Origin of the sequence: Microbispora sp. ATCC PTA-5024 (assembly GCF_000511135.2) — a bacterium.
GTDB lineage: Bacteria > Actinomycetota > Actinomycetes > Streptosporangiales > Streptosporangiaceae > Microbispora > Microbispora corallina.
On record NZ_KI866526.1, the window covers coordinates 467,510 to 485,080 of the forward strand.

The following is a 17,571-nucleotide window of genomic DNA, read 5'->3' on the forward strand; positions in this document are numbered from 1 at the left end:
CGATGGGCGAGATCTCCCGCGTCGACCTGACCCCCGCGGCCGCCGACCTCATCCGGCGGCTGCGGGAGGTCCACGGCCCGCTGATGTTCCACCAGTCGGGCGGCTGCTGCGACGGCAGCGCGCCCATGTGCTATCTGGAGGGGGAGTTCCGTACCGGCTCCTCCGACGTGCTGCTCGCCTCGCTGTCGGTCGAGGGCGTCGACGAGCCGGTGACGTTCTGGATGTCGACCAGCCAGTTCGAGCGCTGGCGGCACACCCACCTGACCGTGGACGTGGTCCCGGGGCGCGGCAGCGGCTTCTCCCTGGAGGCCCCGGAGGGGGTGCGGTTCCTGATCCGCTCCCGCCTGCTCACCGAGGACGAGCGCGCCGTCCTCGACGCCTGACCGGCATGCCCGCCGCCCGGTCCCCCCGCCGGGCGGCGGGCGCGGCGCCTCGGATCCGGCCGGCCGTACGTGTGCGTCCTCAGGGCGTACGGCCGGCGTTCGTCGATGGCTGTCCGATGTCGAAGCCGAACGCGGACGACTGTATGACCGCTACCCGGCCCGCTGTCGGCGCCGTACTCTCCGCTCATGACCAACCTCGGACTCCTCGACGCATGGAGCCTCTGGCTGGACGGCCAATCCACGATCGGCCACACCCTCTACGGCATCCCCATGATCTGGGTGGGACGGGCCGGCAAGATCCTCGCCTTCATCAGTGCCTTCGCCGTACTTGTCGACATCGTCGGGCCCGACCGGATCAGCCGCTACGGACGCTGGCTCACGAACGTCGACGAGCCCATCGAGACCAAGACCGCCTACGTCTTCGCCTATCTCCTCATAGGGCTGGCCGTGGCGGGCGTCGCGCTCACATTGCGGATCATGCACGTGCCACTGGACACCACCTGGCACCTCACCGGGCTGCCGGCTCTGCTCGTGCCCCTGACGGCCATAGGCGTACCGGCGACAGCTGTGATCTTCGGCCCACGGTTCCTCGGTTGGCTTTTCAGCAAGCCCGGCTTCGCCACCGCCATACGAATCCTGTCCCTGGCAGGGTTGATCATCGGCTTCCACTTCGACCTGCTCGCCTCATGACTCCGCGGCCACGGGCCGACGGTCATGGTGGTTGACGGAGGCGGGTCGCTGCGCGCGCCGCTCGTTCGCCGCCGGACAGCCCCTGATCGCGATCCTGATCGCTCGACGGGGAGGAACGTGCCGTCCGGCGGCTCACGGGTGACCCGGGTGACCCCACGGGCTGGGGGGTCGCCTCAGATCCGGCCGGTGCCCGCGCCGGCGAGGACGGCCGACTTGACCGTGCCCGGGCTGTCGACCGTGTACGGGTACGGGATGGAGGCCACGCTGCCGGAGCTCAGCGGCGTGCCGGAGTTCACCAGGTGGTTGTTGCGGGAGACGATCGAGCCGGCGGGTGAGGAGCCCTCGCCGATGTGGGTGGGCTCGGCGACGTTCTCGAAGTAGTTGCCCTCGACCAGTACGCCGGCGTTGCAGGTGGACGCGACGCCGTAGCTGTAATCGGTGTAGGAGGGGTCCTTGTAGTAGTAGTTGTTGAACACGTGGACCGGGTTGCCGAACCTCACGCGGGGGTTGCGCTGGGCGCAGGTCTGGAACGCGTTGTGGTGGTAGGTCACGCGCAGGTGCCCGCCGTCCTCGGATCCGTTGCCGTCGCTGTGGCCGACGAGTGAGCACTTCACGTGGTCGTGGATCCTGTTCCAGGAGACGGTGATGTAGTCGGCGCCGTGGGTGATGTCGAGCAGGCCGTCGTAGTAGTCCGTACCGTGGGCGGTGTCGCTGGACAGGTCGTTGTGATCGATCCACAGGCGGGTGGACCCGTCGATGTGGATGGCGTCGCCGTTGCCGTTCCCGGCCAGGACCTTGGAGATCTTGAGGTTGCGGACGACGACGTTGCTGACGTCCTTCATGTTCAGGCCGCAGCCGGTCAGCCCCGAGTTGGCGCCGACCCCGATCACGGTGGTGTTGGATCCGACCCGGACGTCGTCGGAACAGGTGAACGTGCCGTTGACCTGGACGGTCTTCGCGGCGTCCCCCTTGACGGCGGTGGTGAGCGCGGCCAGGGAGGCGACGGCGGTCGCCGGCCCGCCGGCGCCTCCGGTGGTCCCGCCGCCCTGCGTCGCCCAGCCGACCAGCCCGGTGGCGGGCGGCGGCGGGGTGGGCGTGGGTGTCCGCGTGGGCGTCGGTGTGGGTGTCGGGGTTCTTGTGGGCGTCGGGCTCGGGGTGGAGCCGGTGGGCTGGACCTTCCAGCTCTTGCTCGTCACCGAGTCGCAGGAGTTCTGCTGGACGAGCGCTCCCGAAGCGGTGGAGCTGTCCTTGACGTTCAGGCACTTGCCGCTGCCCGCGTTCACGACCTGGTACGTGGAACCGCTCGCGGCGAGCCCCCACGTCTGCGACGACGCTCCGGTGCAGGTCTCCTGCTCCACGGCCTTGCCGGCCGAGGTCGAGGCGCCGGCGACGCCGGCGCACTTACCGCTGTTGGCAGCGGCCAGGCGGAAGCCGCTGCCCTGGGCCGACAGGTTCCACGTCTGGGCGGGAGAGCCGTCGCAGGCGGACTGGACGAGCTGGACGCCGTCCGAGGTGCTGCCGCCCGGGACCGTGAGGCACAGGTTGCTCGCCGCGTTGACGAGCTGGTAGGCGCCCGCCCCTGGAGCCGCGGCGGACACGCCCGCGAAGGCGCCGCCGACGAGGCCGGCCACCACTGCGAAGGTGCCGGCGATCCGGGCTCCGGTTCTGGTTGTAGCTCTCAAAGCCGAGCTCCTTGCAGATCATGCAGGACCCCTGACCACGGGTGCGGGGAGCGACCTGGTCCCGCCAGGGTTTTCATGAATGTGAACAACATCCATGAACGAGAACAGGCTTCACGGTACGTACGAGGCATGTGCCGGTCAACGCGTCCTTCCCGGCCCCGGTCCGGCGCCTCGGGTCTCTCCTGTCGTACGGCAGGGCGTACGACCGGTCGGGGCCGGGTGTCCTGCGTCTACGGGTCCGCCGTGAGGTGAAGACGTTCGCCGGGCTCCCCGGCGGCCGCTCTGAAATGTTCACGGAGCCCCCGGCTTCGGTGCGCGCCCGGCGAGGACGGAGGATAGAGACCACCGCGCCGCGGCCGGCCGCGACAGGGAGGGCCGCACAACGAGGCGGCGTACGGCGAGCGGGGGGCGTCGTGAGGACGTCGGTCCGGGAAGAGGGCGCGGCGTCAGGAGGAGGGCGGCGTGTGACGAGCGGGAGGTGTCGTGACGAGGGCGGCGTGCGAGGAGCGGGGAGGGCAGACGTCGTGACGACGGTGACCTACGACGAGTGGCGGACGACGGCGGCCGAGCCGCGGTTCAGCGAGTGGCTGCGCCTGTCGAGCGAACCGGACTGGACCGAGGTCGCCACCCACCCCTTCGCGTCCGCGATCGTGCGCGGCGACGCCGACATGTACCGCTACCTGGTGCAGGACTTCCAGTTCGTGGACGCGTTCACGGCCCTGCTGGGGGCGGCGGTCGCCGCGGCCGACTCCTTCGGCTCGCGGGTCGCCGTCGGCCGGTTCCTCGGGATGACCGTGGCCGACACGGAGGCCGGGTACTTCGCCCGTGCGCTGGCCGCGCTCGGCGGCGAGCCCGATCCGGTTACTCCGGAGCCGGTGACGGAGGAGTTCCGGTCGCTGATGGACGAGGTGCGCCGCGGCCAGGAGTACCCGCTCATCATTGCCGTCCTGTGCGTGGCCGAGTGGAGCTACCTCGGCTGGGCCTCCCGGGCGCGGGAGCCGCTTCCGGACGACTTCGTCTACCGGGAGTGGATCGAGCTGCACAGCGGGCCGGAGTTCGAGGGGTGGGTCGGGTTCCTCCGCCGCGAGCTGGACCGCCTCGGACCCGGGCTCGACGAGGCCGGCCAGGGTCGCGTCCTCGACGTCTTCCGCCACGCGACCCGCCTCGAACGCCGGTTCTTCGACATGGCCGCCGCCTGACGGCTGATCCCGCGCCCCCCTCGACGGCGGTCCAGGCTCGGCCCTGACGTGATCGCGGTCCGCAGCCCCGGCCCGCGGAGGCGCTGAGCGGACGAGGTCCGGGGGCCGGCCTGGCCGGCTGCGGTTCGGGCCGCCGAGGACGTCGTGTCGTATCGGCGGCGGTCAGGGGCGGGACAGGGCCGCGAGACGGCGCAGGGAGATCGTGAGGAACGCCCTGTTGAGCGGCGCGGCCACCCGCCACCCGAGTCGTCCGGCGAGCCCGAAGGGGACGTCGAGGTCCTCCTCCCAGACGATCCTGCTGCCGCCCCCGGCCCGCGCCAGCACGCTGAAACGGCCGGTGCCCCGGATCAGCCTGCCGGTGTGCCGGACCTCGACCAGCCGGGGAGGGTCCCACTCGGTGATCTCCATCGTGTCGAGGAACCGGAGTGGGCCGGCTCCCGTGGAGGCCGCCAGACAGCTGCCGGCGCTCCTGCCGTCGCCGCCGACCACCCAGGCCCGCGTCAGGATCATCCACTCGCGGTGCCGCGGCCAGTCGGTCAGCAGGGCGAAGACCCGGTCCGGGCTCGCGGGCGCGTCCACCGCGACCGAGAGACGACTCATGCCCTCCAATACGTGCGACACGCCCTCACCGGACGCTCACCGAGGCGCGGCGGCATCGAGCGGCAGATCGGGGCCACCGGTGGCGCGGTCACGATCGGCCGAGCCGGAGGGAGGGCGGCACTGCCGCGATGTCGGCCGATCCGGACGCGAGACGGGGTTCCGTGATCGCGTGGGGCGGGACAGGGCGACGCGGGGTCAGACGAAGCGGATGCCGCGGGCGGCGGCGTCGGGGGCGGCGAAGCCGAGCAGCGACTCGCCCTCCTCGGCCAACGCGTCGCGGACGGTCGCGGGCAGGCGGTCGAAGGGCTCGATCTCCAGCACGGCGGCGTCCTTCCCCCGGTCGACGCGCCACATGCCCGCCACGAAGCCGTCCACCAGGATCGTGGGGCTGACGATGCCGTTCACGGAGAAGACCCGCTTCTTGTGGTCGTCGCGCATGATCCGGCTGCGGTCGGCGTGGGAGAGCAGCACGTTGTCGAAGTCGGGCAGGAAGCGCACCGGCGCCTCGACGTCCGGATCGGGGAGCGGCCGCCCGGGCACGTCGAACAGCTCCACCCCCTGCTCGTCCCGGTAGGAGACCAGGTCGGGCAGCCGCTTGATCACGGCCCGCAGGCCGGTCAGCCCCGACCACACCTGCACGTCCTTGACCGACGCGGGACCGAAGGCCGCCAGGTAGCGCAGCACCATGGCGTCGACCGCGGAGCCGTCGCCCATGGGCCGGCCGAGCCACGACTCGGCGGGCGTGTGCCGCGCCTGGCCACCCGCCCCCCAGACGCCTCGGGGCGGCACCTGGACGAGCGGCACGAGCCCGCGGGCGGCCTGCGGCAGCCCTCCGGCACCCGGCCAGCGCTCGCCCAGCAGGTCGCCGATCTCCTGGAAGGTGAGCGGCCGCTCCTCCGTCAGGGCGCGGGTGACCTCGACCAGCGTCTCCAGATCGACCCCCGCCAGGCTCTTGCCGTACGACGTGCGGATCCACCGCTCGAGCACCGGCTGCACGACCGGGCGCAGATCGAGGCAGTCGCGGGCGCTGACCAGGTGGATCGTGCCGCGCATCAGCGCCACCCGGACGGCCTCGCGCTCCATCAGCAGCCGGCTCAGGTCGGTGTGGGCGAAGGCCGTCAGCCTCGTCCACAGCCCGACGTACGGCGACAGCGGCGCCTGAGACTGCATGCCGACCAGGTGCTCGACGGCCTCGAGAGCCGTCATCGGGTGTCGGCGCAGCAGCAGTTGACGGTCGAGCAGCGCCCGGTTGAGCGCCCGGCGGGTGAGCATGCCGTCAACCTACTGACCCGCACCGACATTTCCGCGGTCCCCGTGGACCTCGCTCCCGCAGGAGGCGGACGATGAGAAGGGGGAACGGGGGCACGTCATGATCACGATAGACATCCCGCTGTGGGCCGCCCGGCTGCGCGCGCTCCGGGAGAGCCGCGTTTGGAGCCGCCCCGACCTGGCCGCCCGCTTGCGCGGCGCGGCGAGCGAGGACGAGCGCGATCGGCTGCCGTCCCCCGCCGCGTTCGCCGAGACCGTCCGACGATGGGAGAGCGGTGAGCGGCGGCCCGGCGACGCCGAGACGGACCTGCTGTGCCGGGCGTTCGGCCTGTCCGAACGCGATCTGTTCGCCGGAGAGCGGTCGGGCACGACCCTGTGGCACCACCTCACCCGGATCCCGCTCGTTCCGGGCCTGGTCGACGAGGACGAGGAGGAACGGGCCGGACGGGCGATCGAGCGACCGGAACGCGCGGACGAGGCGACGGTCCGGTATTTCCAGACCCTGGCGGACGCCTGTCTGCGGGCCGATCGTCCCCCGTCCGGCCTCGCCGCCGCCCTGCGCCCGGTGTTCGCGGCGGTCGAGGGCTTCCACAGGGACGCCCGGCCCGCCGTGCGGCGGTCGCTCCTGGCGTTCGCGTCGCGGGAGGCCGAGCTGATCAGCCGTCTGGAGCACGAGGCCGGGAACGCGCCGGGAGCACGGGAGTGGTCCGACCGCGCGATCGGGGAGGCGCGTGAGTGCGCGGACACGCTGCTGGAGACGTACGCGCTGGTCCAGCGGGCGGGGCTCGTGGACGCGACCGGCCCCCGGGAGGCGGTGGAGGTCGCCGTCTCCGCGAGGGAGCGCGGGCGGATCACGGCCGGGATGGCGGCGGCGTCACGACGGTACGAGGCGCGGGGCCACGCCATCGCCGGCGAGGAGGACCTGTGCCACCGGTGCCTGGAGGAGTCGGCCTGGCCCCCGGGCCCGGGGGAGCCGGATCAGGACGAGCGCTACCGCCTCGACCCGCCGGCCGAGCCGGAGGTCGTCCTGTGCGCCGGCTGCCTGGTCGATCTGGGCCACGCCGGTGGAGCCGTCGAGATCCTCGAACAGCGAGGCGCCCGCGAGGCGGCCGGTGGCCCGGGCCTCGGCGAGGAGCCGTTCGGGGTAGGGCGTGCCGGGACGAAGCCGGGCCCGGAGCGCGCCGAGGAGATCGGCGGCCCCGAGCGCGGCGGGCCGTGGCACAGCCGGCCGGAGCGCGCCGAGGAGATCGGCGGGCTGGAACGCGGCGGGCGGGAAGGCGGCGGGCTGGAGCGCGGGGCGGCCGTGGGCGGCCGGGTAAGCTTCGAGCCCGGGTACGCCGCCGCCTTCACGATGGCCCGTGTGGCCCACGCGTACGCGGAGGCGCACGAAAGGGACCGGGCGGCGACGTTGGCGCGGGAGGCGCTGGACCTGGCCCGCCGTGCCGGGGCGGCGCGGGCGCTGCGCGAGCTCGCCGCGCTGCACCTGCCCCCGGACCCCGCGGCCCGGCGGCGCGTCCTGCTTTGAGGGCCCCGGAGCCGACGGCCCGGCGGCGGGTTCTTCTGTGACGGCCGTGGATTCCGAACCCTCGGCCCTCGGGCCTGGGCGTGCGTGTCCTGCCCCGACGGCCCGGGACGCCGCGGCGCGGCGGTGTCTAGACGGCGCCGGATGTGGCGGGCGTCCCGCTCCGACGGGCCGCGGAGGCCGAGTCGTTCACGGTTCGTTCAGGGGACGGACGGCCATCGGGTCCGTGAGCCGAGTAAGTTGTGGGCGATTCGTCCTATATCTCCCAGGAGGGACGCCCCGAATGCCGGCCGGATCCTCGCTGCCCCCCTCGCTTCTCCGTGCGCTGGCGCGGCCGGTCCCGTCCGGCGACCTGTCGGACCTGCGGCACGTCGTGTTCGTCATGCAGGAGAACCGGTCGTTCGACCACTATTTCGGCACGATGCGCGGGGTGCGCGGGTTCGGCGACCGCAACGCCGTGTCGACCCGGACCTGGCGGCCGATCTTCGAGCAGGACGGGGTGCTGCCCTTCCCCGTACGGGAGGCGGCCGAGCGCGCGGGGGCCGACCCCATGCTGGTGGACACCCACGACCACACCTGGCTCGGCACGCAGAACGCCTGGGCCATGGGCTGGAACGACGCCTGGAGCCTCAACAAGGGGCCGTCCACGATGGCCTATTACGACCGCCGGGACATGCCGTTCCACTACGAGCTCGCGGACACCTTCACCATCTGCGACGCCTACCACTGCTCGCTGCTGACCTCGACCACGCCCAACCGCAACTACCACATCTCGGGCTACACGGGCTTCGAGCCCGGCACCGGGCAGCGGGCGGTCGACAACGGCGCCTGCGAGGAGGACGGCCACGCGGGGTACGACTGGGTGACCGTGCCCGAATTGCTGACCGAGGCGGGCCACACCTGGCAGGTCTACCAGGAGTGGGACAACTACCAGTGCAACAACCTGGAGTTCTTCGCCACGTTCAAGGCCGTCATGGCCAAGCTCGGGCTGACGAGCATGCACGGGTTCTACGAGAGGGTGCGGGCGGCCGCCGACCCCGGGCCGATGCTCGCGGAGCTCGACGAGCGCGTGGCCGGGCTGGACCAGGCCGACCGGGAGCTGTACGACCGGGCCCTGCGCCGCACGCGCACCGGCGGCCTGGGGGAGTGGTTCGCCGCCGACGTGGCCGCCGGCCGCCTGCCCGCCGTGTCGTACGTCGTGACCTCGCTCGCCGACTCCGAGCACCCGGAGGGATCGTCGGCCGTCGAGAGCGGGCGGATCATCTACCAGGTCCTCGACGCGCTCGCCTCCCACCCGGAGACCTGGGCGCACACCGCGGTCTTCGTTACCTACGACGAGAACGACGGCTTCTTCGACCACGTCCCCCCGCCGGTGCCGCCCGACGGGACGCCGGGCGAGTTCGTCAACGGCAGGCCCCTCGGGCTCGGCATGCGCGTCCCCATGCTCGTCGTCTCCCCGTGGAGCGTCGGGGGGTACGTCTGCTCGGAGACGTTCGACCACAGCTCGACCGTGCGCTTCCTGGAGACCTGGCTCGGGATCAAGGCGCCCGACATCGGCGCGTGGCGGCGGACGGTCGTGGGCGACCTCACCTCGGCGTTCGACTTCGCCGCTCCGGCCGCGCCCCCGGTGCCCGTTCCCGTGCCGGCGCCCGCGCCCGTCGCCGCCGCCGTGACCGGCCGGTGGTATCCCGAGGTCCCGTCGGAGCAGCGCATGCCCGTCCAGGAGCCGGGCGCGCGGCCGGCCCGCCCGCTGCCGTACCGGCCCGACGCCTGGGCCCGCGCCCGCGGCCAGTCGGTCGAGATCGAGATGAGCAACGCCGGAGTGGCGAGCGCCCACCTCGCGCTGTACGGCTACCTGGGCGAGCTGGTCAAGCCGCTGCACTTCGACGTGCTCGGCACGGCGCGGGAGGTCGTCTACGTCCCCTGCCCGACGTACAACCTGGTGCTGACGGGGCCGAACGGGTTCCGCCGGGAGTTCCGCGGCGACCCGTCCGACCCAGTGGAGATCACCAGCGCGATCGACCCCGCGACGATGACCGTCGAGATCGCGGCCGGGAACCTCGGCGGGACGCCGCTGGAGATCGTGGTCACCCCCCTTGCGTACGGCGGCGAGCGGCGGACCCTCGACGTCCCCGCCGGCGGCACGGCCCGGCTGCCCTGGCACGCGCCGACCGGCTGGTACGACCTGCTGGTCGAGGTGGCGGGCCACGACGGCTTCGCGCGGCGCCTGATGGGCCGGATCGAGGACGGCAGGCCGGGCGTCACCGGCTGACCGCCGTGTCGGCCCCTCCAGGGCGGGTAAGGACAGCGTGGCCGGCCTGGTAGGTGATGTGCGATGTCGCTGACTCTGGCGCTGGCGGGGGACACGATGCTGGGGCGCGGCGTGGCCGAACTGATCGCGCGGTCGGCCGATCCGGCACGGTTCTTCTCGCCGGGAGTCCGGGAACGGATCGACGAGGCCGATCTGTTCCTGCTCAACCTGGAGTGCTGCGTGTCCGAGCGCGGCCGCAAGTGGGACGCGCCGGGCAAGCCGTTCCACTTCCGCGCGCCGCCCGCGGCCGCCCGCCTGCTGGGCGGGCTCGGCGTCGGCTGCGTCACGCTGGCCAACAACCACGCGCTGGACTACGGCCCGGAGGCGCTCCTCGACACCCGCGACCACCTGGGGCGGGCCGGGATCCGCTGCGTGGGGGCGGGGGCCGACGAGACCGAGGCCAGACGGGCGGAGCTGATTCCCGTCGGCGGCCTGTGCGTCGGCGTTCTCGGGGTGGCCGACCACCCGGCCGACTTCGCGGCGTCGCCGACCCGCCCCGGCGTCGCGTACGCCGACCTGATGGCCGGCGTGCCCGACTGGCTGGTGGAGGCGGTGCGCGACCTGCGTGAGCACGTCGACATCGTGATCGTGACGCCCCACTGGGGGCCGAACATGGCCCAGGAGCCCCGCCCGTACATCCGGTCGGCCGCCCGCGTCCTGACGGAGGCGGGCGCCACGCTCGTCGCCGGCCACTCCGCCCACGTGTTCCACGGCGTCGAACCGCCCGTGCTCTACGACCTGGGCGACTTCATCGACGACTACATCGTGGACGACGACCTGCGCAACGACCTCGGCCTGCTGTTCCTCGTCGGGCTCGACGACACCGGCCCGCTCCTGCTGCGGGCGGTGCCGACCAAGCTCGAGTACGGCCGGACGCGGCTGGCCAGGGACGACGAGTGGCACTGGATCAGCGACCGCTTCACCCGGGCGTGCGGCGAGCTGGGCGGCGCCGTCCAGGAGCAGGAGGGCGAGCTCGTGATCGAGCTGCGCTGAGCGCGTCTCGGCGCGGATCCCCCCCGTTCGCCGTCTCGGCGGGGATCTCCCCCTTCGCCGGCGCCCCCGGTGCGGGGGCGCCTCGCGGCTCTGCCTGCCCGCGCCTGGGACGGCCCCGGGCGCGGGCGGGCGGGTGTCCGGGTCAGGCCCGGACGAGAGGTGTCTCGACCAGGTGCTCGGCGAGGAACCACGCCTGCATCTCGCCGGTCCTGATGACCTGGGAGACGAGCAGGTCGTTGGTTCCGTCGTCGCCCATGTCCGCCGCGCGGGCCGCGGCGTCGTGGGAGGCCACGAGGATCGTCTCGTGGGCCTCGAGCAGGCGGGAGAGCATGGCCGGGACCTCTTCCACGCCGTCCGGCGGCCGCGGGATGACGGTGATCTCCGCCACCTGACGCGGGTCTCCGACCGCGACCCCGCCGAGGGTCTGGATCCTTTCCGCGATCTCGTCGATGATGGGCAGCTGCTCGCCCGCGTGCTTGTCGAGAAGCAGGTGCAGCTGGTAGAACGTCGGGCCCCGCATGAGCCAGTGGTGCTTCTTGTAGAGGCTGTAGAGGATCTGAGTGTCGGCCAGGATCTGGTTGAGCCGCTGGCAGGAGTACTCACGGGTCTCCCGCGACAGGCCGACCGGGAAGTCCCGGACCGTGCCGAACTGCTGGATCTCCATCCCCTTCTGGTGCAGCCACGGCTGGCTGGTCTCACGAGGGTGGGCTCTGGCGGAAGGCTTGACAGCCAAGGCGTCTCTCCTCACTTCGGGGTGGTTATCACTCATAAGAGTGTTTCGTTCGGTATGTACCAAGAAGGTGATAAAGCGTCCTTCTCGGTTCCCTTATCCGTTTATCTGGCTCTGAACCGTCCTCCGTGGCCCTGCGTACCTTCGAGGTGTTGAGACTTTCACCCCGGACCGCGCTCGCCCGGGTCGCGGTCGTCCCCGCCGCCGTCCTGCTGTCCGCGTGCGCGGCGAGCCACGCCGCGTCCCCCGACGACCCCTCGACGTACGGCCCTCCGCCCACGGTGGAGCAGCTGGCCGCGAAGGCCGGGTGCACCCCGAAGATCCAGATCGACGCGAAGGAGCTCCGGCAGGGCTTCTGCCGCACGTCGATCGGCGAGTTCTTCATCACGACCTTCGCCACCCAGCAGGGGAAGGACGAGTGGATGGACCAGGCGCCGGAGTACAGCCCCCACCTCGTGGGGAACATCTGGACGGCCCTCGCCCCCCGCGTCGTGCTCGACAAACTGCGGCAGGAGATCGGCGGGGACCTCCATCTGAAGGACCACCGAACGATGAGCCCCGGCCCCCGCTGACCACGCCCCCCGCGGTCCGTCCCGTTCTCCTCAGAGGACGGTGCGCACGCGCGGCGCCGCGCCGTCACGGGGTCTGGACCCGAGCCGGGTATCCGCGTCACTACGCTTGGTGCCGTGTTCCGGACCAGCGAGCGGGCGGCGGGCCCGGCCTCCCGTGCGGCGCGGAAGGCCACGGTCGTCCTGCTGACCCTGGCCCTGCTCGCCGCCGCGGCGTGCGGCGTCACGCAGAGGCAGACGCTGCGGGTCTTCGCCGACTCGTCGCTGACGGGGGTCTTCGGCACGCTCGCCAGGACGTTCGAGGCGTCCCATCCGGACGTCGCGATCGCCTTCCACTTCGGTGGCGGGCCGGCGCTGGCGCGACGGATCGCGCAGGGCGAGGCGGCCGACGTGCTGGCCGCGGCTCCGGACGCGACGTCCCTCGTCGGCGGCGCCACGCCCAGGGTCTTCGCCCGCGACCGGATGGAGATCGCCGTGCCCAGGGGGAACCCCGCCCACGTGGCGGCCCTCGCGGACCTGGCCGCCCCCGGCGTGCGGCTCGTCCTGTGCGTGCCCGCCATCCCCTGTGGCGCGTCGGCCGACAGGGCGCTCGCCGCCGCCGGCGTCACGCCCGGGCCGGTCGTGCGGACGATGGACGCGTCGGCCGCGCTGGCCAAGGTCAGGCGGGGCGACGCGGACGCCGCACTGGTCGGCCGTACGGACATCAGGGCGGCGGCGGGCGCCGTCGACGGCGTCGATCTCCCCGCGTCGGCCGGGGCGGCCGGCGAGTACGCCATCGCCTCCGTGCCGAAGTCGGAGAACCACGTGCCGGCCCGGGAGTTCGTCGACCTCGTGCTCTCCGACCAGGGCCGCCGCGTCCTGGCGGACGCCGGCTTCTCCCCGGCCTGACCCGCGCGCCCCGGCGGTGCGGACCGGGTCCGCCGGGCGGCCCGGAATGCGCGCCGTGGTGCGCAAGCCTGTGGTGCGCGGGCCTGTGGGGCGCGGGCCCGTGGGGCGCGGGCCCGTGGGGCGCGGGCCCGTGGGGCGGCTGCGGGCCGCCGGGCAGGCCGGAAGGCGGGCTGTGACGTGGGGCCGGGTTTTGCCGGCACGCTTCGGCGGTGGGCGAAGTCTCCGCGGGCAGGGTGCGGGCATGTCCTTCCCGCATCCTTCCCGTACCGCCCCGAAGCCGGGACCGGTCGCGGCGCCCGGAGGCCGCGGCATCGTCCTCGGCGTGATGTGCGCGGGCATGTTCCTTGTACAGCTCGACGTGACCGTGGTGAACGTCGCCCTGCCCCACATCGGCGCCGATCTCCACACCGGTCTGGCCGGCCTGCAGTGGGTCGTCGACTCCTACACGATCGTCCTCGCCGCCTGCCTGCTCGCGGCGGGCGTGGTGGGCGACAGGCTCGGGCACCGCACGATCGCCGTCGCCGGGCTGGCGCTCTTCGGCGCGTCGTCGCTGCTGTGCGGCCTCGCCCCGGCGATCGGCTGGCTGGTCGCGGCCCGCGCCGTGCAGGGCCTGGCCGCCGCGTCGCTGCTGCCGAGCACGCTCGCGATCGTCACCCGCGCCTTCCCCGAGCGTGCCGAGCAGGCGCGGGCCCTGGGGATCTGGGCGGGGGTGAGCGCCCTCGCGCTGCCCACCGGCCCGGTGGTGGGCGGCCTGCTGGTCACCCTGGCCGGGTGGCGCGCCGTCTTCCTGATCAACCTGCCCGTGGTCGTCGCGGCCGTCGTGCTCACCCTGCGGCGGGTGAGCCGGGACGAGCCCGACCGGGAACGGCGCCTCGATCCGCTGGGGGTGGCGACCGCGGCGCTGGCCCTGACCGCGCTGACGTCGTGCGCGATCGCCCTCGGCCGTCTCGGTCCCTCGGTGTGGACGGCCGCGGCCGCTGTGGCCGCCGTCGTCGCGGCGGCGGCCCTGGCGTGGTGGGAGCGCAGGGCGCCCGAGCCGATGTTCCCGCCGTCCCTGCTGTCCAGGCCCGGCTTCGCCGGCGCGAACGCGGTGGCCGCCGCGATGAACTTCGTCGGCATCGGCATGGTCTTCGTCGTCACGCTCTACCTGCAGGGTGTGCGGCACCACACCGCTCTGTCCGCGGGGGCGATGCTGCTGCCGTTGTTCCTCCCGCTGGCGCTGTGCGCGCCGTTCACCGGCCGCCTCGTCGCGCGCGCCGGCCCGCGGCCGCCGATGATCGCGGGTCTGGCCCTCGGCGCCGCCGGGGCGGCCTGCCTGCTGCTCGTGTCCCCCGGCAGCCCGTACGGCGTGCTCGTCCCGGCCCTGCTCGGCCTCGGGCTGGGCATGGGCCTGCTCACCGCGTCCGTGGTGGCGGCGGCGTTGCGGGCGGGGCCGCCCTCCCGTCCCGGGCTTTCGTCGGGCGTCAACAACACCGCCCGTCAGGCGGGCGGAGCACTCGGGGTGGCGGTGCTGGGCGCGGTGGTGCAGGACCCGTCAGAGCCCATGAGGTTCACGGCCGGTCTCCACTGGGCCGGCGTTCTGTCGGCCCTGCTGTGGCTGGCCGCGATCGTGGTCACCCTGCGCGCCGTTCGAGGGCCCGGGGAGGCGGGCGCCGCCGGCAGACGGCAGGTGGGGCGGTGACGCGCCCTCAGCGGCCGCCGAGGGCCGTGATGATCCGGTCGAGTGCGGCCAGGTCGGCCGAGTCGAGGGCCAGCAGCGGCGCCGGCGGCGCGTTGAGCATCCGCTCGGCGTGCTCCGCCGACGCCGCGCCCGCCTCGGTGAGCCGGACGAGCTTGGCCCGCCGGTCACCGGGGTGGGGGACCCGCTCCACGAGCCCTCGCCGTTCGAGGTCGGCCACGACGAGGGTGGTGTACGGGGCGTCCGTCCCCAGCCGGTCGGCCAGGCGGCGCAGGGTGAGCGGCTCGGGCGCGAGCTTGGTGAGCGCCTTGACCCGGATGAAGCTGATGCCGAGGCTTGTGGAGACGTCCTTGCGCCGGTCGTGGGCCTCGAGCACGAGCGTCCGCATGCTCCGCCACACCCGCGCCGCCCGCTCCGCCTCGCCGTCAGGAAACGCCTCGCCGCCCGGCGACGTCTCGTCGTCTGGGGACGTCTCGCCGTCCGTGAACGCCTCGCGGTCCTGAGTCGTCTCGCCGTTCGGGGACGCTTCGCGGTCCTGAGTCGTCTCGCCGTTCGGCGACGCTTCGCGGTCCTGAGTCGTCTCGCCGTTCGGCGACGCTTCGCCGTTCGGCGACGTCTCGCCGGGAGAGCGGCCGGCGTCGTCGCGGGCGAGGGGATCGGGGCCGCGGGTCATGCGCCCACCGCCTCCCGGGGCTGGAGCCGCTCGGCCGTGCGGTCCGCCGTCCGCCTGGCCCATCGGCCGGTGGTCAGCAGGCCGAGGGACAGCACGAGCACGCCGTACACCGCGACGATCGACCAGCCGGCGTGGGCGGCGGACATGAACCCCGCGCCGTGGGCGCCCGCCGCGACGACCGACCCGGCGATCGCCACGCCGAGCGACTGCCCCACCTGGCGGCTGGTCGAGGCGACGGCGGCGGCCACGCCGGCCTGCGCGAGCGGCATCCCGGAGACCGCGGTGTTGGTGATCGGCGGGTTGAGCATGGCGAAGCCGAGGCCGAAGACCACGTACACCGCGAGCAGCGCCGGGATCGGCGTCGACAGCGTGACCCCGGTCAGCAGCACCCCGGCCGCCGTGAGGCACACGCCGGCCACGGCCAGGGGCACGCGCGGCCCGCGGGTCCCGACCAGCCGGCCCGACAGCGGGCCGAAGACCGTCGCCATCAGCGCGATCGGCAGCGTGCAGAGCCCGGCGTCGAGGGCCGACAGCCCGCGGTGGCTCTGCAGGTAGAGCGTGTTCAGGAACAGGAACGACCCCAGTGCCGCGAACCCGGACACGGCGATGGCCGCCGCCCCCGAGAACGGCGCGCTGCGGAAGAAGCGCACGTCGATGAGCGGCTCCTCCCTCCGGGACTCGTACACCACCAGGGCCGCGAGCGCGACCGCGGCGACCGCGAAGCAGCCGGCGCTGACGCCCCAGCCCGCGTCGGGTCCCTCGATGATGCCGTACGTCAGCGTCCCGAGCAGCAGGATCACCAGGACCTGCCCCACCGGGTCGATCCTGCGCGCCCTGGGCGCCTTGGACTCGGGGACGAACAGCCAGGTCAGCACCAGCGCGGCCAGGCCGATGGGCACATTGATCCAGAAGATGGCCCGCCAGTTGACCGAGTCGGTGAGCAGGCCGCCGATCACCGGCCCGAGGGCCATGCTGATGCCGACGACCCCGCCCCACACGCCGATGGCCTGGGCGCGCTCCCGGCGGTCGGTGAACGTGTTCGTGATGATCGACATGGCGACCGGGTTCAGCATCGACCCGCCCACGGCCTGGAGGACCCGGAAGGCCACCAGCCAGCCCAGGCTCGGGGCGAGACTGCACAGCAAGGAGCCGATGGTGAACGCCACGAGCCCGGTCTGGAACGTCCTGCGCCGCCCGATCCGGTCGGCCGTGGAGCCCGACAGCATGAGCAGGCTGGCGAGCGTCAGTGTGTAGGCGTCCACCGTCCACTGCAGGCCGGAGACCGGAGCGCGCAGGTCGTGACCGAGCGCGGGCAGCGCGACGTTCACGATCGTGTTGTCCAGCGCCACGATCAGCAGGCTCATGCAGCAGATGAGAAGGACGAGGATCCGCCGGCGGCGGCTCATGGGCGACCCCTTATTAGTTGTACTAATACAACCTTACCGGGTCGCCTCCGGCGCTTGCGGGGCGGGGAAACCGAATGACATTCTGCTGGCATGCGAGCGACAGCGAACGGCATCGAGATCTGCTACGAGGTGTTCGGCGAGCCGGACGGACGTCCCCTACTGCTGGTGATGGGCCTCGGCATGCAGATGATCGGCTGGGACGAGGACTTCATCGGCATGCTGGTCGACCGCGGCCACCAGGTGGTCCGGTTCGACAACCGCGACGTCGGGCTGTCGACGCACCTCGCCCAGGAGCCGGACCTCATGGCGGCCCTGTCCGGCGACCGGTCCTCCGTGGCGTACACGCTGGACGACATGGCCGACGACACGGCCGGCCTGATCGAGGCCCTCGGCTGGGACAGCGCCCACGTCGTCGGCGCGTCGATGGGCGGGATGATCGTGCAGGCCCTCGCCATCCGGCATCCGGGCCGCGTGCGCACCCTGACCTCGATCATGTCCACCACGGGCCCGGACGTCGGACAGCCGACCGAGGCCGCCACGGCCGCGCTGTTCGCCCCGCCCGCGCCCGACCGCGACGCGGCCGCGCAGCGGGCGGTCGAGACGTGGCGGGTCATCGGCTCGCCCGGGTTCGCGATGGACACGGACCGGGTCGCGCGGGTCGCCCGCGAGAGCTACGACCGGGGCTACGACCCCGCGGGGACCGGCCGCCAGCTCGTCGCGATCATCACGGCCGACGACCGCACGGAGGGACTGCGGGAGGTGGCGGTCCCGGCGCTGGTGATCCACGGGGAGGACGACCCGCTGGTGACCCCGCCCGGCGGCGCCGCGACGGCGGACGCCATCCCCGGGGCGAAGCTGCTCACGTTCCCCGGCATGGGGCACGACCTGCCGCGCGAGCTGTGGCCGGAGATCGTCGACGCGATCACCGAGCTCACGGGCCGGGAGACCGCCGGCTGACGGCCTCCGGGGGACGCCCTC

16 protein-coding genes are annotated in these 17,571 nt (G+C 73.3%); 10 read left to right on the plus strand and 6 right to left on the minus strand.

Annotated features, from left to right (window positions below; genetic code table 11):
* The first annotated feature begins 2 nt into the window (after positions 1-2).
* Entirely contained in the window at positions 3-383 is a 381-nt protein-coding gene (locus tag MPTA5024_RS32840) for a DUF779 domain-containing protein (RefSeq protein WP_036331584.1), read from the plus strand.
* A gap of 186 nt (positions 384-569) precedes the next feature.
* A complete protein-coding gene (locus tag MPTA5024_RS32845) occupies positions 570-1,073 on the plus strand; it encodes a hypothetical protein (RefSeq protein ID WP_036331585.1) in 504 nt (167 codons plus the stop codon).
* Between the two features lie 173 nt (positions 1,074-1,246).
* Here the strand turns inward: MPTA5024_RS32845 and MPTA5024_RS32850 are convergent, their stop codons facing one another.
* Positions 1,247-2,755, minus strand: a complete 1,509-nt coding sequence (locus MPTA5024_RS32850; protein WP_036331588.1) for a pectate lyase family protein — start codon at positions 2,753-2,755, stop codon at positions 1,247-1,249.
* A 524-nt stretch (positions 2,756-3,279) separates the two neighbouring features.
* On the opposite strand from MPTA5024_RS32850, the gene MPTA5024_RS32855 reads away from it, so the two are divergent.
* Positions 3,280-3,954 carry a TenA family protein gene (locus MPTA5024_RS32855; protein WP_198167531.1) on the plus strand — a complete coding sequence of 225 codons (675 nt, stop codon included), beginning with the start codon at positions 3,280-3,282 and terminating at the stop codon, positions 3,952-3,954.
* Positions 3,955-4,116: 162 nt separating this feature from the next.
* On the opposite strand, the gene MPTA5024_RS32860 is transcribed toward MPTA5024_RS32855, so the two are convergent.
* The gene (locus tag MPTA5024_RS32860) at positions 4,117-4,554 is read right to left on the minus strand and encodes an SRPBCC family protein (protein WP_036331590.1); all 438 of its coding nucleotides are present in this window, start codon (positions 4,552-4,554) and stop codon (positions 4,117-4,119) included.
* Between the two features lie 195 nt (positions 4,555-4,749).
* Positions 4,750-5,826: a winged helix DNA-binding domain-containing protein gene (locus tag MPTA5024_RS32865; RefSeq protein ID WP_036331591.1), complete on the minus strand. Its 1,077-nt coding sequence runs from the start codon at positions 5,824-5,826 to the stop codon at positions 4,750-4,752.
* Between the two features lie 97 nt (positions 5,827-5,923).
* Here MPTA5024_RS32865 and MPTA5024_RS32870 point away from each other — a divergent pair, with 97 nt between their 5' ends.
* The 3 genes from MPTA5024_RS32870 to MPTA5024_RS32880 all read left to right on the plus strand — a co-directional run bounded on the left by MPTA5024_RS32870 (position 5,924) and on the right by MPTA5024_RS32880 (position 10,649).
* Complete coding sequence (locus MPTA5024_RS32870; RefSeq protein WP_036331594.1) at positions 5,924-7,348, plus strand: helix-turn-helix domain-containing protein; 1,425 nt, start codon at positions 5,924-5,926, stop codon at positions 7,346-7,348.
* A 280-nt stretch (positions 7,349-7,628) separates the two neighbouring features.
* Positions 7,629-9,617 (plus strand): phosphocholine-specific phospholipase C, encoded by a 1,989-nt coding sequence (locus MPTA5024_RS32875; RefSeq protein ID WP_051458946.1) that lies wholly within the window; start codon positions 7,629-7,631, stop codon positions 9,615-9,617.
* 63 nt (positions 9,618-9,680) lie between these two features.
* On the plus strand, positions 9,681-10,649 hold the full coding sequence (locus MPTA5024_RS32880; protein WP_036331599.1) for a CapA family protein: 969 nt from the start codon (positions 9,681-9,683) through the stop codon (positions 10,647-10,649).
* A gap of 142 nt (positions 10,650-10,791) precedes the next feature.
* Here MPTA5024_RS32880 and MPTA5024_RS32885 read toward each other — a convergent pair whose 3' ends face one another.
* Positions 10,792-11,313, minus strand: coding sequence for a Dps family protein (locus tag MPTA5024_RS32885; RefSeq protein ID WP_232326764.1), 522 nt, complete (start codon positions 11,311-11,313; stop codon positions 10,792-10,794).
* 218 nt (positions 11,314-11,531) lie between these two features.
* Between MPTA5024_RS32885 and MPTA5024_RS32890 the strand changes: the two genes are divergently transcribed.
* From MPTA5024_RS32890 to MPTA5024_RS32900, 3 genes are all read left to right on the plus strand, one after another.
* Positions 11,532-11,951 (plus strand): hypothetical protein, encoded by a 420-nt coding sequence (locus tag MPTA5024_RS32890; protein ID WP_036332096.1) that lies wholly within the window; start codon positions 11,532-11,534, stop codon positions 11,949-11,951.
* Positions 11,952-12,065: 114 nt separating this feature from the next.
* A complete protein-coding gene (locus MPTA5024_RS32895) occupies positions 12,066-12,836 on the plus strand; it encodes an extracellular solute-binding protein (RefSeq protein WP_051458948.1) in 771 nt (256 codons plus the stop codon).
* 241 nt (positions 12,837-13,077) lie between these two features.
* Positions 13,078-14,517, plus strand: coding sequence for an MFS transporter (locus MPTA5024_RS32900; RefSeq protein WP_232326743.1), 1,440 nt, complete (start codon positions 13,078-13,080; stop codon positions 14,515-14,517).
* Between the two features lie 7 nt (positions 14,518-14,524).
* On the opposite strand, the gene MPTA5024_RS44015 is transcribed toward MPTA5024_RS32900, so the two are convergent.
* Together MPTA5024_RS44015 and MPTA5024_RS32910 are read right to left on the minus strand one after the other, a co-directional pair.
* Positions 14,525-15,187 (minus strand): MarR family winged helix-turn-helix transcriptional regulator, encoded by a 663-nt coding sequence (locus tag MPTA5024_RS44015; RefSeq protein ID WP_232326744.1) that lies wholly within the window; start codon positions 15,185-15,187, stop codon positions 14,525-14,527.
* Positions 15,184-16,593, minus strand: coding sequence for an MFS transporter (locus MPTA5024_RS32910; protein ID WP_036331603.1), 1,410 nt, complete (start codon positions 16,591-16,593; stop codon positions 15,184-15,186). The genes MPTA5024_RS44015 and MPTA5024_RS32910 overlap by 4 nt, the downstream gene beginning before the upstream one ends.
* 90 nt (positions 16,594-16,683) lie before the next feature.
* Between MPTA5024_RS32910 and MPTA5024_RS32915 the strand changes: the two genes are divergently transcribed.
* A complete protein-coding gene (locus tag MPTA5024_RS32915) occupies positions 16,684-17,550 on the plus strand; it encodes an alpha/beta fold hydrolase (RefSeq protein WP_036331604.1) in 867 nt (288 codons plus the stop codon).
* Positions 17,551-17,571 lie beyond the last annotated feature (21 nt).